At 66.1% G+C, this 21,235-nt stretch carries 20 protein-coding genes; 15 read left to right on the top strand and 5 right to left on the bottom strand.

The genetic code is table 11. The features are described from left to right. The first annotated feature begins 76 nt into the window (after nucleotides 1-76). The 15 genes from AC6RV7_RS18170 (at nucleotide 77) to gnd (ending at nucleotide 15,509) form a co-directional block, all read left to right on the top strand. Nucleotides 77-448, top strand: a complete 372-nt coding sequence (locus AC6RV7_RS18170) for an NADH-quinone oxidoreductase subunit A (RefSeq protein WP_500095567.1) — start codon at nucleotides 77-79, stop codon at nucleotides 446-448. Then, entirely contained in the window at nucleotides 445-1,095 is a 651-nt protein-coding gene (locus AC6RV7_RS18165) for an NADH-quinone oxidoreductase subunit B (protein ID WP_500095565.1), read from the top strand. The genes AC6RV7_RS18170 and AC6RV7_RS18165 overlap by 4 nt, the downstream gene beginning before the upstream one ends. Nucleotides 1,096-1,099: 4 nt before the next feature. Next, nucleotides 1,100-1,756: an NADH-quinone oxidoreductase subunit C gene (locus AC6RV7_RS18160; protein ID WP_500095563.1), complete on the top strand. Its 657-nt coding sequence runs from the start codon at nucleotides 1,100-1,102 to the stop codon at nucleotides 1,754-1,756. A 131-nt stretch (nucleotides 1,757-1,887) separates the two neighbouring features. Continuing rightward, nucleotides 1,888-2,964 (top strand): NADH-quinone oxidoreductase subunit D, encoded by a 1,077-nt coding sequence (locus AC6RV7_RS18155; protein ID WP_500095662.1) that lies wholly within the window; start codon nucleotides 1,888-1,890, stop codon nucleotides 2,962-2,964. 48 nt (nucleotides 2,965-3,012) lie between these two features. Further along, nucleotides 3,013-3,693 (top strand): 4Fe-4S dicluster domain-containing protein, encoded by a 681-nt coding sequence (locus tag AC6RV7_RS18150; protein WP_500095561.1) that lies wholly within the window; start codon nucleotides 3,013-3,015, stop codon nucleotides 3,691-3,693. Between the two features lie 46 nt (nucleotides 3,694-3,739). Next, nucleotides 3,740-4,936: an NADH-quinone oxidoreductase subunit NuoH gene (nuoH, locus tag AC6RV7_RS18145; protein ID WP_500095559.1), complete on the top strand. Its 1,197-nt coding sequence runs from the start codon at nucleotides 3,740-3,742 to the stop codon at nucleotides 4,934-4,936. Continuing rightward, nucleotides 4,933-5,472 (top strand): NADH-quinone oxidoreductase subunit J family protein, encoded by a 540-nt coding sequence (locus AC6RV7_RS18140; protein ID WP_500095557.1) that lies wholly within the window; start codon nucleotides 4,933-4,935, stop codon nucleotides 5,470-5,472. Before nuoH ends, AC6RV7_RS18140 begins: the two co-directional genes overlap by 4 nt. Continuing rightward, nucleotides 5,469-5,780: an NADH-quinone oxidoreductase subunit NuoK gene (gene nuoK, locus AC6RV7_RS18135; protein WP_500095555.1), complete on the top strand. Its 312-nt coding sequence runs from the start codon at nucleotides 5,469-5,471 to the stop codon at nucleotides 5,778-5,780. The genes AC6RV7_RS18140 and nuoK overlap by 4 nt, the downstream gene beginning before the upstream one ends. Nucleotides 5,781-5,909: 129 nt before the next feature. Further along, nucleotides 5,910-7,937, top strand: coding sequence for an NADH-quinone oxidoreductase subunit L (nuoL, locus tag AC6RV7_RS18130; RefSeq protein WP_500095553.1), 2,028 nt, complete (start codon nucleotides 5,910-5,912; stop codon nucleotides 7,935-7,937). A 121-nt stretch (nucleotides 7,938-8,058) separates the two neighbouring features. Continuing rightward, nucleotides 8,059-9,570: a complex I subunit 4 family protein gene (locus AC6RV7_RS18125; protein ID WP_500095551.1), complete on the top strand. Its 1,512-nt coding sequence runs from the start codon at nucleotides 8,059-8,061 to the stop codon at nucleotides 9,568-9,570. A gap of 118 nt (nucleotides 9,571-9,688) precedes the next feature. Next, on the top strand, nucleotides 9,689-11,188 hold the full coding sequence (locus AC6RV7_RS18120) for a complex I subunit 4 family protein (RefSeq protein WP_500095549.1): 1,500 nt from the start codon (nucleotides 9,689-9,691) through the stop codon (nucleotides 11,186-11,188). Further along, on the top strand, nucleotides 11,185-12,651 hold the full coding sequence (locus tag AC6RV7_RS18115) for an NADH-quinone oxidoreductase subunit N (RefSeq protein ID WP_500095547.1): 1,467 nt from the start codon (nucleotides 11,185-11,187) through the stop codon (nucleotides 12,649-12,651). Before AC6RV7_RS18120 ends, AC6RV7_RS18115 begins: the two co-directional genes overlap by 4 nt. Before the next feature lie 156 nt (nucleotides 12,652-12,807). Continuing rightward, a complete protein-coding gene (locus AC6RV7_RS18110; protein ID WP_500095544.1) occupies nucleotides 12,808-13,122 on the top strand; it encodes a hypothetical protein in 315 nt (104 codons plus the stop codon). Between the two features lie 112 nt (nucleotides 13,123-13,234). After that, the gene (locus tag AC6RV7_RS18105; RefSeq protein WP_500095541.1) at nucleotides 13,235-13,837 is read left to right on the top strand and encodes a PEP-CTERM sorting domain-containing protein; all 603 of its coding nucleotides are present in this window, start codon (nucleotides 13,235-13,237) and stop codon (nucleotides 13,835-13,837) included. 166 nt (nucleotides 13,838-14,003) lie between these two features. After that, nucleotides 14,004-15,509, top strand: coding sequence for an NADP-dependent phosphogluconate dehydrogenase (gene gnd / locus AC6RV7_RS18100; protein ID WP_500095539.1), 1,506 nt, complete (start codon nucleotides 14,004-14,006; stop codon nucleotides 15,507-15,509). A 235-nt stretch (nucleotides 15,510-15,744) separates the two neighbouring features. On the opposite strand, the gene AC6RV7_RS18095 is transcribed toward gnd, so the two are convergent. The 5 genes from AC6RV7_RS18095 to AC6RV7_RS18075 form a co-directional block, all read right to left on the bottom strand. Next, nucleotides 15,745-16,941: an aminotransferase-like domain-containing protein gene (locus AC6RV7_RS18095; RefSeq protein ID WP_500095536.1), complete on the bottom strand. Its 1,197-nt coding sequence runs from the start codon at nucleotides 16,939-16,941 to the stop codon at nucleotides 15,745-15,747. Nucleotides 16,942-17,028: 87 nt separating this feature from the next. Beyond that, nucleotides 17,029-17,418: a VOC family protein gene (locus AC6RV7_RS18090; RefSeq protein ID WP_500095534.1), complete on the bottom strand. Its 390-nt coding sequence runs from the start codon at nucleotides 17,416-17,418 to the stop codon at nucleotides 17,029-17,031. A gap of 55 nt (nucleotides 17,419-17,473) precedes the next feature. Beyond that, a complete protein-coding gene (locus tag AC6RV7_RS18085) occupies nucleotides 17,474-17,932 on the bottom strand; it encodes a hypothetical protein (RefSeq protein ID WP_500095532.1) in 459 nt (152 codons plus the stop codon). Beyond that, nucleotides 17,929-18,747: an MBL fold metallo-hydrolase gene (locus AC6RV7_RS18080; protein WP_500095529.1), complete on the bottom strand. Its 819-nt coding sequence runs from the start codon at nucleotides 18,745-18,747 to the stop codon at nucleotides 17,929-17,931. Before AC6RV7_RS18080 ends, AC6RV7_RS18085 begins: the two co-directional genes overlap by 4 nt. Nucleotides 18,748-19,129: 382 nt before the next feature. Further along, a complete protein-coding gene (locus AC6RV7_RS18075; protein ID WP_500095527.1) occupies nucleotides 19,130-21,208 on the bottom strand; it encodes a TonB-dependent receptor in 2,079 nt (692 codons plus the stop codon). Nucleotides 21,209-21,235: the final 27 nt, after the last annotated feature.

The raw sequence follows: 21,235 nt of genomic DNA, 5'->3' as shown, positions 1-21,235 counted from the left end.
GCCAAAAAAGGGCGGCGCTTCGACGTTGAGCTTTCGACCGCGGTTTTCATCGTGGGAACCCTCGCCTGCGCATTTTATGACCAGTCACCCCTATGCGTTTCTTGCCCTGTTTCTCGGGGTCGCGGTCGCCTTCCCGCTGGTGATGCTGGGCGTCGCGAAGGCGTGGGCGCAGTTTTTCCAGCCGCCGAAATCGGGTGACCTGAAGAACGCGACCTACGAATGCGGCCTGCCTTCGACGGGCGATTCGTGGATCCAGTTCAAGGCGCACTACTATCTCTACGCGATCTTCTTCCTGATCTTCGACGTCGAGGTGCTGTTCCTCCTGCCGTTCGCGGTCGCGTTCACCGGCCTGCCGGCGGAAGCGGTGCTCGCGATGTTAGTCTTCCTGCTGCTGCTCGCCGAGGGCCTCGTGTGGGCCTGGCATCGCGGCCATCTCGAATGGAAATGAGCGACGCGCCCGACCACGTTCCTCCCGCGATCACCGACGCCGAGCGCGACGAGCTGCGGCGTCACGGCATCCTCCTGACGAGCCTCGAGGAGCTCTACAACTGGGGCCGCAGCAACTCGATCTGGCCCCTGCAATTCGGCCTCGCCTGCTGCGCGATCGAGATGATCGCCACCGCGACCGCGCGCTTCGACATCGCGCGTTTCGGCGCCGAGATCTTCCGCCCTTCGCCCCGGCAAGCCGACCTCATGATCGTGTCCGGCACGGTCACGAAGAAAATGGCGCCGCAGGTCGTGCGACTCTGGAACCAGATGCCCGAGCCGAAATACTGCATCGCGATGGGCGCGTGCGCGATTTCCGGCGGCCCGTTCAAGCAGGGCTACAACGTCCTCAAGGGCATCGATCGCTACATCCCCGTCGACATCTACATTCCCGGCTGCCCGCCGCGCCCGGAGGCGCTGCTCAACGGCCTGATGGAGCTGCAGAAGAAAATCCGCGCCGAGCGCCTCGCCGGCCCCGATGCCGCCCGCCAGACGCGGCCGGAGGAACCCAGCGAGTATCCAATTCCTGAATTCGGCGAGCGCGACCTCGTGCCGCCGAAAAACGATGCCGTGTGGCAACCGGCGCCGCCGCTGCCGCGCAAGGCCTGACGCGATGGACACGCCCGAACAACTCCGCGACCGGTTGCTGGCCCGCTTCCCCGGGGCGCAGATCGCCCTCGTGGCGAATCCCGGTCCGGCCGCGCAGCCTTCGCTGCTTTTGGATGCGGCGCACGCCGTCGAAGCCGCCCGCTTTCTGCGCGACGCCTCCGGCCTGCGGTTCGATTATTGCTCCAACGTGACCGGCATCGACTGGCCGGAAAAGGAAATCGTCGAAACGACGAAAACCACCGTGCCGGATCCCGCGGGCGGCCCGCCGAAGGTCGTTGAGCAAAAGACCAAGCGCGTGCAGCCCGGATACCTCGAGGCGGTGTATCACCTTTACTCGATGGAGTTGAAACACGGTCCGGTGATCCTGCGCTTGCGCACCGCGAACCGCACCGACCGCAACGCCGTGCCGTCGCTGACGCCGATCTGGCGCTCGTGCGAGTTTCAGGAACGCGAGGCCTACGATTTGTTCGGCATCGTGTTCGAGGGACATCCCGATCTCCGCCGCATTTTGATGTGGGACGAGTTCAAGGACCACCCGATGCGGAAGGACTACGTCGCGCCCGACGATTTCGAGTGGGAGCCCACGCCGCACGGCGAGGTGCTCGAGCGCGCGAAAGCGCACTACCCCGCCCCGCCGCCGCAGGAAGGAGGCGCCGTATGAGCTTCGAAAGCGCCGGCCTGTCGCCGCTCAACGCTTCGCTCGCCACCGGCTCGTGGCTTTCCGGCGCGCCGTCCGGTCCCACCGTGCGCGCCGTCCACGACGAGTTTCACGGCGATCTGCTCGAGGTGTCGATGGGGCCGCAGCATCCGTCGACGCACGGTGTGTTCCGCATGGTCGCGACGCTCGATGGCGAGAAGATCGTGAAGCTAAAGCCGGTGTTCGGCTACCTGCACCGCAATCACGAGAAGCTCGGCGAGAACACCACGTATCTCGCGTCGATGCCCTACACCGATCGTCTCGACTACCTCTGCTCGATGACGAACAACTGGGCCTATGCGCTCGCCGTCGAGAAGCTCGCCGGCCAGGCCGTGCCCGAGCGCGCCGAATATCTGCGGATCATCCTCGGCGAGCTCACGCGCCTGGTGAATCACGCCTGCCTCGTCGGGTTTCTCTTCAACGACCTCGGCACCTCGTTCACGCCGCTCCTCTACGCCTTCCGCGAGCGCGAAAAGATCCTCGATCTCTTCGAATCGCTCAGCGGCTCGCGGATGATGTGCAACTACCAGCGTTTCGGCGGCTGCCGTGTCGACCCGACGCCGGAGTGGCTCGCGGCGGTGGGCAAAATCGTCGACGGCTTTCCGCGGTTTCTCGACGAATACGAACAGCTGCTCACGGGCAACGAGATCCTCCTCGCGCGCACGCAAGGCGTCGGCCGGCTCGCGCCCGAGTTGGCCGTCAGCGCGGGCATCACCGGCCCGATGCTGCGTGCGAGCGGCGTCAACTACGACATCCGCAAGGTCGACGGTTACGGCCTGTATCCACGTTTCGAATTCCGCGTGCCGCTCGGCGAGCACGGCGACACCTACGACCGCTACATGATGCGCATCCTCGAGATGCGCGAGTCGGTCGGAATCCTCCAGCAGGCGCTGCGCGATCTGCCGGCCGGTCCGATCATGGACCCGAAGGCGAAGCTCCGCGGCTTTCGTCCGAAGGCCGGCGAGGCTTACGGACGAATCGAGGGCCCGAAGGGCGAAATCGGTTTCTATCTCATCAGCGACGGCAGCCCGAATCCGTATCGTTACCGCGTGCGGCCGCCCTCGTTCGTCAACCTCACCGTGCTCGAGGACATGTGCCTCGGCCACACCATCGCCGATGCCGTCGTGATCCTCGGCAGCATCGACATCGTCCTCGGCGAAGTGGACCGCTGACGCGCCCGCCGAACCCGATCTCCCATCTCCCAACTCCGATCTCCGACAATGCTTGGCTCTGGCATACTCAAGGGACTCGCGGTCACGGCGAAAAATCTCGTCGGGAGTTATCACGATCCCGAACGCCTGGTGACGGTGGAATATCCGGAGAAGCGGCTGCCGCTGCCGGAGGCGTATCGCAATTTCCCCTTCCTCGTCTCGGAAAACGCCGAGGACCCGATGGGCACGCTGCGCTGCGTCGCGTGCCAGATCTGCGAAAAGGAATGCCCGCCGCAGTGCATCTACATCGAGAAGAGCAAGGACAAGAAACCCGACGCCGCCGGCAAGCTGCAGCTGTATCCGGCAATCTTCGACATCGACACCTCCGTCTGCATGAGCTGCCAGATCTGCGTCGAGGTCTGTCCCTTCGACGCGATCAAGATGGATCAGGTCTTCGAGATCGCCGCGTCGAACCGCTTCACGGATCTCCTGCTGCACCGCGAGCAGCTCGCGAAGCCCAACAGCTATTTTCATCAGATTCATCCGACCGACGCCGCCGAGGTCGACGCGCGTCTCGCCGCGGACCGCAAGGCCGCGGAGGAAAAAGCGAAAGCCGCCGCGGCGGCCGCGGCCGCCAAAGCCGCGCAAGCCAAGCCGGCTCCGACACCGGCAGCAACCGCGACGCCCACGCCGAAACCGTCTGACGCGCCGAGCGCGGAAGCCCCGAAGCCTCCTCCGCCCGCCGCATGAACGCGCGCCACGCCACGGACCCCGCCCGACAAACAAGGAGCCGCCGATGAGCGCCGGGTCCTCCAGCTTCCTCGAACACGCTCCGCTCGCCGCGCGCGACTGGGTTGTATCCATTTTTCCGGCACCATTGCAGTGGCTCGTGCATCATCTGATCACGATCGTCGGGGTGCTCGCTGTGTTCGGCCTGTTCTTTGCGTTTCTCACCGTCGTCGAGCGCAAGCTCCTCGGACGCATCCAGAATCGCTACGGTCCCAACCGCACCGGGCCCTTCGGCCTGCTCCAGCCGTTTGCCGACGCGGTGAAGGCGCTGACGAAGGAGGACATCGTGCCCGCGCGGGCCGACAAGCTGCTCCATTTCCTCGCCCCGGTGGTGGTGTGCACGTTCGCACTGATGACGTTCGCCGTGATCCCGTTCGGCCGCGAACTCATCCCGGTCGAGCTCGATGCCGCGGTGCTGTATTTCTTCGCCGCCGGCGCGGCCACCGAGCTCGCGATCTTCATGGCGGGCTGGTCCAGCCGGAACAAATACTCGCTGCTCGCCGCAATGCGCGCGCTCGCGCAGCTGATCAGCTACGAGTTGCCGCTGCTGTTGACGGTGATTCCGGTGGTGATGCTCGCCGGGACGCTCTCGACGCAGCACATCGTGCTCGCGCAGGAGGGCTGGACCTTCGGCGTCATTCCGCACTGGAATATTCTCACGCCGTGGGGCGCGCTCGGCTTCGTTATCTTCCTGATCGCGACGCTGGCCGAGACGAACCGGTCGCCGTTCGACCTGCCGGAGGCGGAGAGCGAGCTGATCGCGGGTCATCTCACCGAATATTCAGGTTTCAAATACGCGCTGTTCTTCATGGCGGAGTATTTCGGGATGACGGCGCTGTGCGGCCTCGGCGTGACGCTCTTTCTCGGCGGCTGGCAGGCGCCGTGCGAGTTCCTGCAGTTCATTCCATCGTATGTCTGGTTCGGCGTGAAACTCTTCGCGCTCGTGCTCGTGCTGATCTGGATTCGCGGCACGCTGCTGCGCCTGCGGATCGACCAGCTCACGCGGCTCTCGTGGAAATTCCTCGTGCCGCTCGCGCTCATCAATCTTCTCAACGCCGCCTTCTGGTTCGTCTCGGCGGATCTCCCCTGGCCCGGCCAGATCGCGCGCTGGGGCATCTCGATCGCGCTGGTCGTGCTGCCGTTCATCTCGATCGGCCGCCGGCTGAGCGCCGGCCTCGGGCCGCGCACCTATCACTACGCATGATCGCGCTCGCCATCATCGCCGCGCTCATGCTCGCCAGCGCCGCGCTTGCGCTGTCGCGGCGCAATCTGATCCACAGCGCGCTGCTGCTCATCTTTACCTGGGCAGGGATCGCGGCGTTTTATCTGTGGGCAGGCGCAGAGTTCATCGCTTTCGCCCAGGTGCTGATCTACGTCGGCGCCGTGTCGATGATCGTGCTCTTCGCGGTGCTGTTGACGCGCCGCGGTGAGGAGCCGGAGATCGCGCGGGATTCGCGGCGACGCGTGATCCCGGCGTTGATCGCCGGCGCGGCGGTCGCGGGCGTGATCGGTTACGCGGTGCTCGCGACCCCGTTCGATCTGCCAGACGGACGCGCGCCCGCGATCCAGGTGCGACAACTCGGATTTCAACTGATGGGCCCGCAAATCGTGTCGCTCTTGGTGGCCGGCGTGGTGCTCACGGTGGCGTTGATTGGCGCGACCATCCTGGCGTCGACGGAGCCTGAGCGGCGTGCATCCGACGACAATGCCCGCGGTGCACCGCCGGAGGAAAAACGATGAACCCGCTCACGCTCTGCCTGCTGCTTTCGACGGGGCTATTCGCAATCGGGCTCACGGCCGCGCTCGCGCGCAGCAATACGATTCTCGTGCTGCTCGGCATCGAGCTGATGTTGAACGCGGCGAATTTGAATTTCATCGCGTTCTGGCGGTTCGGGCCGACGCCGGCGCCTGCGACGGGCGTGATCTTCGTTCTCTTTGCGATCGCGATCGCCGCGGCCGAAGCGGCCGTCGGCCTCGCGCTGGTGATCGCGGTTTACCGCCACCAGAAAAACATCCGGCTGCAGGAGGCCAACCGGCTGAAAGGCTGAGGCGACCATGGCCGCAGAAACGCACAAAGTCTCATCTGTCTCTCCGGCGAAGATCGGCCGGGCGCCTCTAGGCGCCTCGCGTGTCACCTTCGCAGCAGGAAATTCTGCGCCTCTTTGCGGCTACACCCCATGAGTTTCAGCGTTCAGTATCTCTGGCTCATACCGGCGCTGCCGCTCGTGGCGGCGGCGCTCGGCGCGCTGACGCCGCGCAGCGGCCGGCGATTCGCGGCTGCCGTCGCGATCACGGGCATCTCGGCGTCGTTCGCCATCTCCATCTTCGCGCTGTTCGCGGCGCTCGCGGATCCGTCCGTGCACCAGACGTTCAACTTCGCGTGGTTCGATCTCGGGATCGACGCCGTGCGGCTCGGCTGGGTGCTCGATCCGTTGACGGCGTTCATGGCCGTGATGGTGACCTTCGTAAGCGCGCTGATTTTCATCTTCAGCCTCGGCTACATGAAGGAGGACGCGAACTTCACGCGGTTCTTCTGTTTCCTCAGCCTCTTCGCGGCCGCGATGCTCGGGATCGTGATCGCGAACAGCCTGCTGCTGTTGTTCGTGAGCTGGGAGCTGGTCGGGCTCGCGTCGTATTTGCTGATTGGATTCTGGTTTCACAAACCGGAGGCCGCCGCGGCGGCGAAGAAAGCCTTCATCACGACGCGCATCGGCGATCTCGGATTCCTGATCGGCATGGTCTGGCTCTACGACGCGAGCGGCTCGCTGCTGTTTTACGATGGCGGCGCGGGCGTGCTCGAGAACGCGTCGCTCGCCGCCTTGTCGGCGCAGACGCTGGGCTGCGGTCTCGCGGTTTCGAGCGCGATCGGCTTGCTGATTTTCAGCGGCGCGGTCGGCAAGTCCGGCCAGTTTCCGCTGCACGTGTGGCTGCCGGATGCGATGGAAGGTCCGACGCCGGTGTCGGCGCTGATCCACGCGGCCACAATGGTGGCGGCGGGCGTGTTTCTCATCGCGCGGGTGTATCCGCTGATGAGCGCGGACCAGGCACTCACGGCGGTGCCGGTGCACGCGTTGACGGTCGTGGCGTTCGTCGGCGCGATCACCGCGCTGCTCGGGGCCTCGATCGCGGTCGCGCAGAACGATCTCAAGCGCGTCCTCGCTTTTTCGACGGTGTCGCAGCTCGGCTACATGATGCTCGCGCTCGGCGTCGGCTCGTGGGTCGCGGCAATCTTCCACTTGCTCACGCACGCGTTTTTCAAGGCGCTGCTCTTCCTCGGCGCGGGTTCGGTGATCCACGCGGCGCATCACGAACAGGACATCCGTCAACTCGGCGGACTCGCGCCGAAGATGAAGGTCACGTTCGCAACGTTTTCCATCGGCATGATGGCGCTCAGCGGCGTGCCGTTCCTGTTCTCCGGTTTTTGGAGCAAGGAGGCGATTCTCCACGCGGCGCACGCGTGGCCGGTGTCGCACCTGCCGCTCGCAGTCGGGTTGATCGCGGTGGTGCTGACGGCGTTTTACATGACGCGGCTGATGGCGGAGGTGTTCTTCGGCCGGCCGCGCTCCACCGCCGCGGAGCACGCGCATGAAAGTTCCCCGGTGATGACCGTGCCGCTGACGCTGCTCGCGATTTGCGCGGTGGTGTTGGGATTTCTCGGCACGCCGGTGTGGCCGTGGCTGCAGACAAAGCTGCTCGGCGAGACGCACGTCCACGGGCATTCGCTCTTTGAGGGCGGTGGGCTGATGGTGCTCTCGATCGTGCTCGTGGGCGTGGGCATCGGCGCGGGCGCGTGGATTTACGGACGGCGCTTGCGCGTGACGGCTGAGGCGCGGGATCCGCTCGAGGCGGCGATGCCGGGCGTCTTTGCGGCGCTGGCGAACCGGCTCGGTTTCGACGAACTTTACGCGGCGACCGTCGGCCGGGCGTTCCGTGCGCTGGCGGCGCTCGCGGATACGTTTGACCGCTATGTGTGGGACGGCGCGGTTCGCGCGATCGCGGCGCTCGCGCGCGTGTTTGGCGTGATGGACCAGCAGGCGGACGAGTCGGCGATCAATGCGGGCTTCGACGCCGCGAGCGAGAAACTCCGCGGCAGCGGGCGCGCGTATGCGCGGCGGCAGAGCGGCGATGCGCACGGCTACCTGCTGACGATTGCGGTGGCGTTCGTCGCGCTCGTGCTGGTGCTGGTGATCGGAGGTGCGGCATGAAAATTTCCGTGAGCTCGATCTCGAAGGTGAAACCCGACGTCACCGTCGGGCTGGCTCGTGAGTGCGCTTCGCGAAGCCTGACGGCGACGTCGGGCTGCACCTGGCGCCGGGGAGGTGGGCGATGAATTCGCTCCCGCTACTCTCGCTGGTGATTTTTCTGCCGTGGGTCGGTGCGGCGCTGCTGGCGGTGTCGCCGCGGCTCGCGGTCGGCGCGGTGCGACCGCTCGCGCTCGGTTTCAGTCTGAGCACCCTGGCGCTGGGACTTTGGCTCACGTCGCAGTTCGATCCCTCCGCCGGGCTGCAATTCACGGAGCAGCACGCGTGGATTCCGTCGCTGCACGTGTCGTATCATCTCGGCTTGGACGGCATGAGTCTGCTGCTCGTGCTGCTCACCGGTTTGGTGGCGCCCGCGGCGCTGGCAGCTTCGTGGCGCGATGCACGCGACGTGCGGTTTGCGGCGATTCTATTCCTGCTGCTGCAAGGCGCGGCGCTGGGTGTGTTCCTCGCGCTCGATTTCTTTCACTGGTTCGTGTTCTGGGAACTGAGCCTCGTGCCGGCGTTTTTCCTGATCAAACTCTGGGGCGGCGCGGGCGCGGCGCGCGCAGCGTATCAGTTCGTCATCTACACGATCGGTGGCAGCGCGTTCATGCTCGCGGGATTTGCCGCGCTTTACGCGGCGGCGGGCACGCTCGATTTCACGCAGCTCGCGGCGCTCCGGGCGGACGGCACCCTGACGGCGCGGCTGGGCGACGGATGGACGACGGCGGTGTTCCTCGGCGTGTTCATCGGCCTCGCAGTGAAGGTGCCGCTGTTTCCGTTTCACACCTGGCTGCCGGCGGCTTACGCCGAGGCACCGACGGGGACGTCGATGTTTCTTACAGGCGTGATGTCGAAGATGGGCGTCTACGGTTTTCTGCGAATCCTGTGGCCGCTGTTTCCGGGCGAGTTGCAGGCGTGGGCGACGCCGTTGCTGTGGCTCGCGCTCGGCGGCGTGGTGTTCGGTGCGCTGGCGGCGCTGCGGCAGACGGATCTCAAACGCCTCGTCGCGTATTCGTCGGTCAACCACCTGAGCTACTGCCTGCTCGCGCTGTTCGCGATCGCGGCGACGTCGCAGCCCTCGCCGGACGCGGCGGCGTCGGCGTTGAGCGGCGCGCTGCTGCAGATGTTCAACCACGGGTTGTCGGCGTCGGCGTTGTTCTTCTGCGTCGGCGTGCTCGAGGCGCGCAGCGGCGGGAAGCGGGGCCTGGACGATTTCGGCGGCGTGCGGACGGCGATGCCGGTGTTCGCGGGGCTGTGCGGGATCGCGATGTTTTCGTCGCTCGGGCTGCCGGGCTTGAACGGCTTCGTGGGCGAGTTCCTGATTTTCCGCGGCGTGTTCGGGCTCGCCCCGTGGGCGGCGGCGACGGCGACGATCGGCCTGCTGGCGACCGCGCTGTTCCTGCTGACGTTCTGGCAGCGCGTGTTTCACGGACCGCAGCGCGGCGCGGTGTCGACCTACAAAGATGTTTCGAATCGCGAAATCGCGCTGTTGATTCCGGGCATCGGCTTGATGTTCGCGCTCGGTGTAATGCCGCAGCTCGTCATCTGGATTTTCAATCCGCTCGTGACGAGCTGGGTGGAGGCGTTGCGATGAAAAAGCCCGTCGTGGTTCGTCAAGGCGAAGGTGGAGCCGGCGCTCCAGGCTGGTCGCCAGTGGAATCCGCCTGGTCGCGGACGCCTCGGCGAGGCGCCCCTACCCTTCTTTTCGCTTCATGAACGCGCTGCCCTGCACGATCTACGTTTCCTTCCTTGGCGCGCTGCTCGCGCTGGTGGCGGGCGTCCGCTCGGCGGCGGCTGCGCGGTGGATCGCGCTCGTCACGGCGGTCGCCGGTTGCGGGCTGACGCTCTTCGCGGCGGCCACGTTCACGCCGACGGCGGGCGTGCAGACGCTCGTCGACGTTTCCTGGATACCGCAGCTCGGAATTCGTTATCAGCTCGGGGCCGACGGGATCAGCCTGACGCTGGTGGTGCTGACGGGCATCGCGGCGACGGCGGGGATTCTGTTTTCGTGGAACGTGACCGAGCGCGTGGGCGAGTTCTTCGCGCTTTATCTGACGCTGATCGGCGGCGTCTACGGCGTGTTTCTCAGCACGGACGCGTTTGCGTTCTTCGTGTTCTACGAGATCGCGATCGTGCCGAAGTATTTCCTGATCGCGAACTGGGGCTCCACGCGGCGCGAATATGGCGCGATGAAGCTCGTGCTCTACTCGTTCGCGGGCAGCGCGCTGGTGCTCGGCGGACTGTTGTGGACTTACGCGGCGGGGAATGCGGAAGGCTTCGCGTTGAGCGAGCTCGCGGCGGCGGCGCGGGGCATCGCGCCGGGCGAGCAGATCGCGATCTTCGCGCTGATCTTTTTCGGATTCGCGACGCTGGCGGGTATGTTTCCGCTGCACACCTGGGCGCCGACCGGACACGTGGCGGCGCCGACCGCGGCGTCGATGTTGCTGGCGGGCGTGGTGATGAAGCTCGGCGCGTATGGCTGTCTGCGCGTGGCGATGCCGCTGTTTCCGGAGGCGATGCTGTTCTGGCAGCCGGCGATCGCGTGGCTCGCGATCGCGGGGATTCTTTACGCCGGCTTCGTCGCGCTGGTGCAGGAGGATTTCAAGTTCGTTATCGCCTACTCGAGTGTGAGCCACATGGGCTTCGTGCTGCTCGGGCTGGCGACGATGAACGTCCGCGGCGCGAGCGGTGCGGTGCTGCAGATGTTTTCGCACGGGGTGATCGCGGGGCTGCTGTTCGCCGTGGTCGGCCGGATGGTTTACGATCGCACGCACACGCGCCAGCTCGCGGACCTGCGGCGCTGGCCGCTCTTCCGATGGATGCCGTTTGCGGCGACGACGTTTGTGATCGCGGGGCTGGCGTCGATGGGAATGCCGGGATTTTCGGGGTTTCCGTCGGAGCTCACGATTCTGATCGGGGCGTGGAAAGTCGCGCCGCTGTGGGCGTTCGCCGCGGCGATCGGTGTGCTGGTGGCGGCGGCGTTTACGTTACGCGTGATGCAGCTCGCGTTTTTCGGGCGGGCTGAGAACGAACCGGCGGCGCAGTCGGCGCTGCATCTCGAACCGATCACGTGGGCGGAAAAAGCGGGCGCCGGATTACTGGTGGCGGCGACGGTGTATGTGGGTCTGCGGCCGGATGTGTTGTTGAACTGGATCGAGCCGGCGCTGCGCTCGCCGCTGTTTCAGGCGGTGCTGAACGGAGGCGCGTCATGATGCTCAATTACGGTGAACTCGTGCGGGCGCTCGGCCCGGAACTCGCGCTGGTGCTCGGCGCGCTGATCGTGCTCGGCTACGATTTGTGGCGCGGCAAGGGCCGGACGGTGGACGACCGGTTGCGCGCGTCGGTTTCGCTGGGTGGCGTGGCGGTGTTGTTCGCCGCGTGGCAAACGGTGCAGGCCGGACGGGGCGGACCGGTGTTCGGATTGGTGCTGACGCTCGACACGCTGGGATTGATGACGCGGCTGGGCGTGCTGCTGCTGGCGTTGTTCACGCTTTGCCTGGCGCCGGGGAGCGAACGCGTGCGGCATCCGGCGGAGTTCACGGCGACGCTGCTGTTTGCGACGACGGGTTTCACGCTGATGGCGGTCGCGCAGCAGTTGCTGCTGGTCTTTCTCGCGATCGAACTGGCGAGCCTGTCGCTGTATATCCTCGCGGGTTTCGATAAACGCCGGCCGGAGTCGGCGGAGGCGGGCTTGAAATATTTCCTCTTTGGCGGGATGGCCGCGGCGTTCCTGCTGTTCGGGTTCAGTTTGATTTACGGGCTGACCGGTTCGATCGAGCTGCCGGCGATCGCGCGCGCGCTGGCGGCGGGCGCGGGCGGGCCGTTGCTGGCGGTGGCGCTCGCGATGGTGCTGGTGGCGTTTGGCTTCAAGGCCGCTGCGGCGCCGTTTCATCTGTGGGCGCCCGATGTGTATCAAGGCGCGCCGTCGGCCGCGTCGGCGCTGATCGCGTCGGCGTCGAAGCTGGCGGGCGCCACGGTGTTCGTGCGGCTGTTGTGGAGCACGCTCGGCGATGCGTCGGGCGATTTCTTCGCGCCGCTGCAGGATCCGGGCTGGCTGACGATTGTCGCGGTGCTGTCGGGCGCGGCGCTGTTGCTCGGCAATCTCGTCGCGCTGGCGCAGTCGAACGTCCGCCGCCTGCTGGCGTATTCGGCGATTGCGCACGCCGGCGTGATGTTGATCGCGGTGATGGTCGCGGGACGCGCCGGCGTGGGGCCGCTGTTTTATTATGCGACGACTTACGGTCTGGCGACGGTCGGCGCGTTTGGCGTGATCGGCGTGCTGGAGCGCGCGGGCGGATGCCAGAACCTCACGGATCTGGCGGGGCTGCACCGGCGCTCGCCCCTGCTGGCGGGATGTTTGTTCGTTTATGTGCTGTCGCTGGCGGGCGTGCCGCCGCTCGCGGGATTTTTTGGGAAATTCGCGGTGTTCGCCGCGGGCTTGAAGATCGGCGGACTGGCGACCTCAACGGGCGTGTTGTCCCTGGCGGCGATCGCGCTGAGCGCGGTGGCGCTTTACTATTATCTCGTGCTGTTGAAACAGGCGGTGGTCGCCTCGCCCGCGAAGCCCGTGGCGCGGATCGCGGTGCCGTTGGACGTGGGTTTCACGCTCGTGCTGGCGGCGCTGCTGCTGATCGCGCTGGGCGTGGCGCCGTCGGCGCTGCTGCGGGTGTTTTGAGAGGCGTGGCGGACGCGGCGAAAGTTGAAAGTTACCGGCGGTAACGAGGGCGCGCGCCAACATTCGTTGGGAGACCCCGCGTAAAATCCGGTAAATCGACCGCGGGATTGCGAACCGGCTCGTGTCGGGCGACAACGGGCCGCACGTTTTCCCGCCATGTCTTTGCTCGCTGTCCTGGCTGTCGCCGCGAACAACACCTCTGCGCTCGAGAAATTGAAGCACGTGCCGCCGGCTTTCTGGCTGAAGGTCGGCATCGCGATCGCCGCGGTGATCGCGGTGGTGGTGATCCTGCGGAAGCTCGCGCAGGTGAACAAAGTCGTGCTCGGCGTGGTGCTGGTGGTGGTCTTCAGCGCGGTCGGATTCAGTTGGATCTATGAACGCAACGAACCGGCCTGGGCGACGCCGGTGGTCGAGTGGCTGGCGGGGTTTTTTCCGAGTAAAGGCGCCTATGCTACAAGGCAATCGCAATAGCGACAGCTACCATTTGGCATTTAGTTGATTTTACTTTAGTTACGGAGATGTCGCGCGATTGTCCCGCGCGATGTTCACTTGTAAATTCACGAGAACCCTCACCCTGGGGGTAATGCTGATTGGTTGGGCCATGACTGGCTGGTCACAGGTCACGGTGCTGACCTTCGAAGGCCTCCAGGACAATCAGGAGATCGGCGACTACTATAACGGAGGCGGTGGCGGCGACTACGGCATTTCTTTCATGCCTGGGGCGTTGGCGCTTATCAGCCAAGAGGCTGGCGGAGGGGGAAACTTTGCCCGTGGTTCATCCGGCACCACCATTGCGTTCTTCGTCGATGGCGGTTCGGCGGTGATGAATGTGGCCGCGGGGTTCACGACGGGTTTCTCGTTTTATTACGCGGCGTTCGAGCCCGGCACGGTGACGGTTTACTCGGGCTCGAATGCCACGGGCACCGTGCTGGGGAGTTTCGATCTTCCGCGGACTGTCTTCGGAGAGTCCGTTCTGGGCTGGGACCCGATCGGCGTCGAATTCACGGGTCTGGCATACTCCGTCTCGTTTGGCGGAGCGGCCGATAAGATCGGCTTCGATGACATCACGCTGGGCTCCGTGGCGGCGGGCGGGTCGCCGATTCCGGAACCTTCCACCTATGCCTTGGTGTTCGGGGCGTCGGCGCTGCTCGGCGTAGGATTGTGGCGACGCCGCGCGGTGGCGTGAGCGCCTCCGCATCGCGGGAAAACTCCGGGCCCATCCGCGAGGATGGGCTTTTTTCGCGGGGGAGATCCCCGTTCGCGCAACAACGAGCATGGAATTTATGACCGCCCGGCAAAATCGAGGTGGTTTTTAGCCGGCTGTAAGCGTAATTACGTCTCTCCCTTTGCTTATGCCCAAATCTCATTCCGATATTGGCCTCATTGGCCTGGCCGTGATGGGCCAGAATCTCGCGCTCAACATCGCCGACCACGGCTTCCAGATCTCGGTTTACAACCGCACGACGGAAAAGATGGAGAAGTTCGTCGCCGAGAATCCTAACACGCCTGGCGGTGTCGTCGGCACCAAAACCCTCGAGGAGTTCGTCCAATCGCTCGCGAAGCCGCGCAAGATCGTGATCCTCGTCCAGGCCGGCAAGGGCACCGACGCCGTTATCGACGGCCTGGTCCCGCTGCTCGAGCAGGGCGACATCGTGATCGACGGCGGCAACGCGCTGTGGACCGACACGATCCGCCGCGAAAAGGCGCTCCGCGAAAAAGGCCTGCGTTTCATCGGCTCCGGCGTGTCCGGCGGCGAGGAAGGTGCGCGTTTCGGTCCGTCGCTCATGCCCGGCGGCGAGAAGGGCGCCTGGAAGGAATTGAAGCCGATCTGGCAGGCGATCGCCGCGAAGGTCGACGCGAAGACGGGCAAGCCGCTCGTCGGCGCCGCTCCCGGCAAACCCGTCGTCGGCGGCGTGCCCTGCACGACCTACATCGGCGAAAACGGCGCCGGCCACTATGTGAAGATGATTCACAACGGCATCGAGTATGGCGACATGCAGATGATCTGTGAGGCCTACGCGCTGATGTCGGGCCTGCTCGACCTCAAGCCGGCGGAGATGGGTGAGATTTTCTCCGAGTGGAATCAGGGCATCCTCGACAGCTTCCTGATCGAGATCACGGCCGACATTTTGAAGCAGAAGGATCCGCAGACGAAGCGGAAGGCGTTTGTCGACATCGTCCTCGATACCGCCGGCCAGAAAGGCACCGGCAAATGGACCTCGACCAACGCGCTCGATATGGGCGTGCCGGCGCCGACGATCGCCGAGGCGGTCTTCGCGCGTTGCATCTCCGCGATCAAGGACGAGCGCGTCGCCGCGTCGAAGATCCTGAAGGGCCCGGGCAAGAAATACCGCGGCTCGAAGAAGGCGCTGATCGCCGCGATCCACGACGCGCTCTACTGCTCGAAGATCTGCTCGTATGCGCAGGGCTTCCAGCTCATGCGCCAGGCGCAGAAGGAGTTCAACTGGAAGCTGAACTTCGGCGAGATCGCGCAGATCTGGCGCGGCGGCTGCATCATCCGCGCGGCATTTCTCCAGAAGATCACCGAGGCCTACGCGCGGAATCCGAACCTCGCGAACCTGCTGCTCGACCCGTATTTCAACAAGATGGTGAAGAACGCGCAGGAAAACTGGCGCAAGGTCGTGTCGCTCGCCGCCGAATGCGGCGTGCCGGCGCCGACCTTTGCCTCGGCCCTCGCCTACTACGACAGCTATCGTTCTGCCCGCCTGCCGGCGAACCTGCTGCAGGCGCAGCGCGACTACTTCGGCGCGCACACCTACGAGCGCGTCGACCAGCCGCGGGGCAAGTTCTTCCACGTGGACTGGCCCGAGCCGACCCGCCCGCAGCTCCAGGCGTAAAGCCGAAGTTTCGTCTCGCGCTCACCTTTCTCGCGCGAACCTTTTGATGCGGAGCCACCCGGCTCCGCATTTTTTTTGGTCTGATGCTGATTTCAGCGCGGAGCCGAAAGCGTTAACCGGAAAGTGTCATACATTATATGACACTTTCCGGTTAACAGGTTTGCTGTGTTCCGCGGGGTGGTGGGCGGGCCGTGCGGGAGGCGGTGGCGAGTGGAGTGCTGTATCCGAAACCTACTTACGCCTGCGCCTCCAGATCGCGACAGAGCGCGGCGAGGCGTTTCACGCCTTCGCGGATGCGTTCGGGCGACGAGTTCGAGAAGTTCAACCGGAGAAAATTCTGGCCGCTGTCGCCGGGGAAAAAATCCCGCCCCGGCACGAAGGCGACCTGCCGCTGGATCGCGCGCTCGAGCAGCGCCATGCCATCGAGGTGCGCAGGGCCGGTGATCCACAGAAACATGCCGCCTTCAGGATGCGTCCAGCGATAGCCGGCGGGCATTTCCGCGCGGAGGGTTTCGTCCATCACCGCGAAGCGCTCGCCGTAGGCGTGGCGAATGCGTGCGAGGTGCGCCTCGACGTCGTTCTCCGTCAGGAAGCGATGCGCGATCCGCTGATCGAGGCTCGAGGTGTGCAGGTCCGACGCCTGTTTCAACATCAGCAGCTTCGCAAAGATCTCCGGCGGCGCCACGACCCAGCCGGTGCGCAAACCCGGCGCGATCACTTTCGAGAACGTGCTCGCGTAAAGCACGCGGCCGGCTGTGTCCCAGTGCTTCACCGGCGGGATGGCCGTGCCGCGGTAGCGTAGCTGGCCGTAGGGATCGTCCTCGAGAATCGTGAGCTTATGTTCCGCGGCGAGGCGCGCGAGACGTTCGCGCCGGTCGGCGGCGAGCGTGACGCCGGTGGGATTCTGGAAATTCGGAATCGTGTAGAGAAACTTCGGCTGATGCTGCCGGATCAGTTCGGGCAACGCATCCGGGATCAAGCCCTGCTCGTCGGTCGGCACCGGCACAAAGCGCGCTTCCATCGTCTGGAACGCCTGGATCGCGGCGAGATACGTGGGGTTCTCCGTCAGCACCACGTCGCCCCGGTTGAGAAAAAGTTTCCCCGCAAGATCGAGCACCTGCTGCGAACCGCTGGTCACGAGCACTTCGCTGGCGGACGTGCGCGCGCCGCGGCGCGTCATCTCGGCGGCGATCCATTCGCGGAGCGGCAGATAACCTTCGCTCGGGCCGTATTGGAGTGCCTGCGCGCCATCGGCGGCGAGCAGGGCTTGCGCGACCCGGCTGATCGCGTCGACCGGAAACAGCTCCGGTGCGGGCAGTCCTCCGGCAAACGAAATGATCTCGGGCTGCGCGGTGACCTTCAGGATTTCCCGGATGGTCGACGGACGCAGTTGCTGCATGCGGCTCGCGTAGCGGTGCGGATCGGTGGACATGTTTGCCCAACATGCGGATTTGGCCGGCGGCGGCCAATCCGATTGTGCGGTGAACCTTCGATTCGTGCGCCGACTGTGCGGGTGGGATCAGCCTCGGGGCAACGGCGTCGCCCGCTGGCAGAGCTGCAACGCCACACCCCACGGATCGCGCAGCATCACGAGATGCGAGCCGTCCGGCAGGCGGTCTTCCGCAGCGAAGGTGGCGCCGGCCTGCTCGAGGCGCGTGCGATCGGCCGCGGCGTCGGCCGACACCACGGCGAAGTGAAAACACAGCGGATGGGTCGCGGCGTAATCCGGAATCGCGGCCGACGGATTCGTGTAGAGCTCGACGATCACGCGGCCGGAATCGTCGGCGAGGAAATGCGTGTAAGGCGCGTCCTCCCGCTGGCGCGCGATCGTGAAACCGAGGTGCTGGACATACCAGCGGCTTTGGGCGCGAGCGTCGGAGACATTGAGGGCGAAATGTTCGAAGCGCATGAGACGCACGAGCGTGTCCCGCTTCCCTGGAAGTGCGAGCTCCCGTTCGCGGCGATCAGGAAAGGGAGGATTTCAGCCGGCGCCCGACGGCGACGGCGATCCATGCCAACGCGAGCAGCGTCTCTCCCGCCGCATCCGCGAGGTAGATCGGCGGAATCACGCCGCGGGAAACAAAGATCACGTCGACCGCGGCGAGCACGAGCGGCATCGCGATCGCCAGGAAGATCATCTCGGGCGAAAACCGCTGACGTCGCCCGGCGCTGACGAGCGCCGCGCCGAACACCGCGAGCAACGCCCCGACCGTCTGCACCAGCCAGCCATCGGTTTTCGGGCCGGTGACGAAATAGAAACTGCGCAGGTGCACCACGGGCCAAAGTCCGGAGAGGACGTAGAACGCGCCGTGCGCCAACGCGAGCCAGCGAGTGAGACGCGTCGCGGTGGACGGGTTCGCGGGCTCGGCGGTTGGCGCGGTGGACCCGGCGCGATGCGATTTCGTGGAGGGCGGAGCGATCATGCACGCACGGGCTCGGCCCAGGACTGCGGCACGTAGCGACCGTGCCACGGCAGGCCGCGATGAGGGAAATCCGCGATCAGCCAGTCGAGCTCGTCGCGCATCGTCCGCCCGCGCATCGGCTGTCCGTGTCCGGTCGCAAGCGTCTCCGGCGAGAGCGTGCGCAAATGAACCAGTGAGCGAAACGCGGCGCGCCAGTTCGGTGTGAAATACGCTGGCGGCGGCCGCACGACTTCGGTCTGGCGCCAGACATTCACGAGCGATTCCTGGCGCGTGGTCGTGAGCGCGTCGCCGGCCAGTAGCACGCGATCCGACTCCCGCCACAGCGACACGTGTCCGGGCGTATGTCCCGGAGTGCCGATCCAGCGCCAGCCCGGCAGCATCGGCAGCGAGCCATCGGCGGGAAGTGCCGAGATCGCGTTGGGCAATCGCGGCGGCTGTCGCGGATAAAGCGGCGAGACGAGCGGCATCGCGCCGCCGACGAACGGATCGGGCGGCGGATAGTGCCGGCGATCATTCAGAAAAGGAAGCTCCTCGGCATGGGCGAACACGGGCACAGTCCACCGGCGCAACAACCACGAGAGCCCGCCAATGTGGTCGAAATGCCCGTGCGTGAGCACGATCGCGATCGGTGGATTGTGCAGACCGAAACGTTTCTCCGCCTCGCGCGCGATCTGCGGGCCGGATCCGGGCAGGCCGGCGTCCACGAGCACCCAGCCGCCCGGCTCGGGTGCGGTGGCGATGAAATAGGCGTTCACCATGACGGTGCGCAGCCCGGTCACGCCGGGGGCGACGACAAAAGAAGTGGGCGATCGCATGAATGGCTCCGATTTCCACGCCGCTGCTTCGGCGACCGGGCACTCTATTCCCTCGCGGGCGCGCCGCCATCCGGCGGGTTTCCCACCTGAACCGCGGTGGGCGTGCGCACGCGGGGCTCCCCGGGCGGCCCCACGCGGACGCGAAAAAGTCCGATGAGGCGCGCGCGACCGGCCCGAGTCGCGGATGCAGGCCTGCTCCCCTACCGAACGGCGCGAAGCCGGGCTATCGTTCACTCCCATGCCGCCGCCGCGGAGCACATCCATCGTCCGCTGCGCCGGTGATCGGGAAGGAACCCGGTCACGCCCGGAGCCCAGGAGATCACTCCGGGCGTGACCGGCAGGTTGAGCGGCGGAGTCCGGCGAGGGGTCGCCGGGCTCCGCTTCATCGCGAGAGGCGCACGCCCACCAGCCACAGCCGCGGCGTGCCGAGATTCACGAGCCCGTCCGCGGAGCGTCCGGTTTCAATCCGCTCGCTGAATGCATTTTCGACGGCGGTAAACAACTCCGCCGCGGCGTTGAGCTGAAACGAAAGACCGGCATCGACCACCGCCGCCGGCGCGAGCCGCAGCGTGTTCTGATCGTCTTCAAACTGCGCCCCGAGATAACGCACGCGCGGCGAAAACGACCAGCGGCCCGCGCGCCAATTAATCGCGAGCGACGCGGCGTGTTCCGGGACCTGCGCGAGCCGCAGACCCGCGAGCGAGGGGGAGACGGTCGCCCGCCGCACCCTCGCGCGATCGTAAAGATACTGAGCGCTGATCGACAGGTGCGGCGACACCGTCCACGTGCTCTCGAGCGAAATTCCCTGCACGCGCACGCGATCGAGGTTCAGGCGCCGCCGCCCCTCGCCGCCGGCCGGCACGAAACCGATGCCGGGAAACGTGCCGGGGCCGCGGGCGATGGTGACGTTGCCGACCGCGTCGCGCAGTTCGTTGTGAAATACGGCGGCGGCGAACTGCCACGCGCCCAGCCGCGCCTGTGCGCCGAGTTCGGCGCTGGTGACGCGTTCGGTCTTCAACGCCGGATTTGCATCGGTGATCACGTTGCCGACGCGGAACGGGCGATACAGCTCGTTGAGCGTGGGCCGGCGCAAGGATTGCTGGACGTTCGCGTGCAGCCGCACGGCCTGACTCGCCGGCCAGCTGAGGCCGAGACTCGGGCTGAGCTCGATGTCGTCGATCTGTGGATACCGTTCGTCGCCGGCGGGCGCGCCGGCGAGATAATCGCGGCGATGGCCGTCGGACTCGCGCCAGCCGTCGAGCCGCAGTCCGGCGGCGAGGCGGGCGTCGCCGGGCAGCGTTTGCTGGTGCAGGGCGAAGACGCCGGCGATCGTCTGGCGTCCACCGGCGAAGCGGCGGCGCGTGAACGCGTTGCCCGAGAAGGCGGAGTCCTCCCGCGTTTCGCCGCGGACATCGCGCAGGTCGGCGCCGAAGGTGGTGATTGCCGACGTGGTCGGCGTCCATTCCCCGACCCAGGAAAGTCCGAGAGCGGTCGCGGGCACGGCGAACTGATGGCTCGCGGGCGTTTCGGCGGTGCGGTTGGCATTGACCGAGCTGAAGGTGCTCGCGAACTCCTGGCTCTGATCGTAAACGACGGCCTGCCAGCGCAGCGTGGCGGAGGCGCGGGTTTCGATCTGGAGCGAGCCGAAGGTCTCGTCGGTGGCGTTGCGCTGGTAGGGCGTGCCGTTGTTTCGATCCTCGGAGAAACGACGGACGGTGAGCGTCGCGGAGCCCTCGCGACCGAGCGGCTGGCGCCAGCGCAGCGTGCCCCAGCGGGCGCGGCTGCCGGCGGGCGTGTCGATCGGCCCGCGGCGGTCGGGGGCGACGGTGACGTAACCATCGGTTGAGAAATCGCGGCCGAGGATCTGCAGCGTGCCGGAGCCGGCGGGCGCGGCGAACTGCGCTTCGACATCGTGTGTATCGAAACTTCCGATGCGCGTGGCCAGCCGCTGACGCGCGGCGAGCGGCGGTTCGGTGAAGAGCTGCACGACGCCGCCGAGCGCGGCGTTGCCCCATGCGGTGCCGCCGGCGCCGGGCACGATCTCGATGCGGGCGAGCGACTCGCGCGGGACCTTGTTCCAGACGATCCAGCCGCCGAACGGATCGTTGAGCGGCACGCCGTCGAGCAGCACGAGCGAACGGCTGGCGCCGCTCGGGCCGATGCCGCGGAGCGACACGCCCTGCGCGGTCGGATGCGCGGCAAAGCTGTCGGTGCGGCGGAACAGGCTGAAACCCGCGAGCCCGCGGAGCGCGCCGTCGAGCGTGAGATTTGCGGACGAGCGAACGGCGTCGCCGTCGAGCGCGACGCCGGAAAATGGCTCGCCCGCGAGCGTGTCGTGCGACCGCGTGGCGGTGACCGATACCGGAGCGAGTTGCGTCACGTCGGCGGCGACTGCGGACATGGATCCGAAGCACAAGGCGGTGGTGGCGAGGCAGAGAGACGGCAGCAGACGCGGAGACATGGTGCGGAGGATGAACCTCAACGAGAC

The sequence above is a fragment of the Opitutus sp. sgz309028 genome, assembly GCF_059821195.1.
The sequence above is the reverse complement of the archived record's forward strand: the minus strand, read 5'-3'. Positions and strand labels throughout refer to the sequence as shown.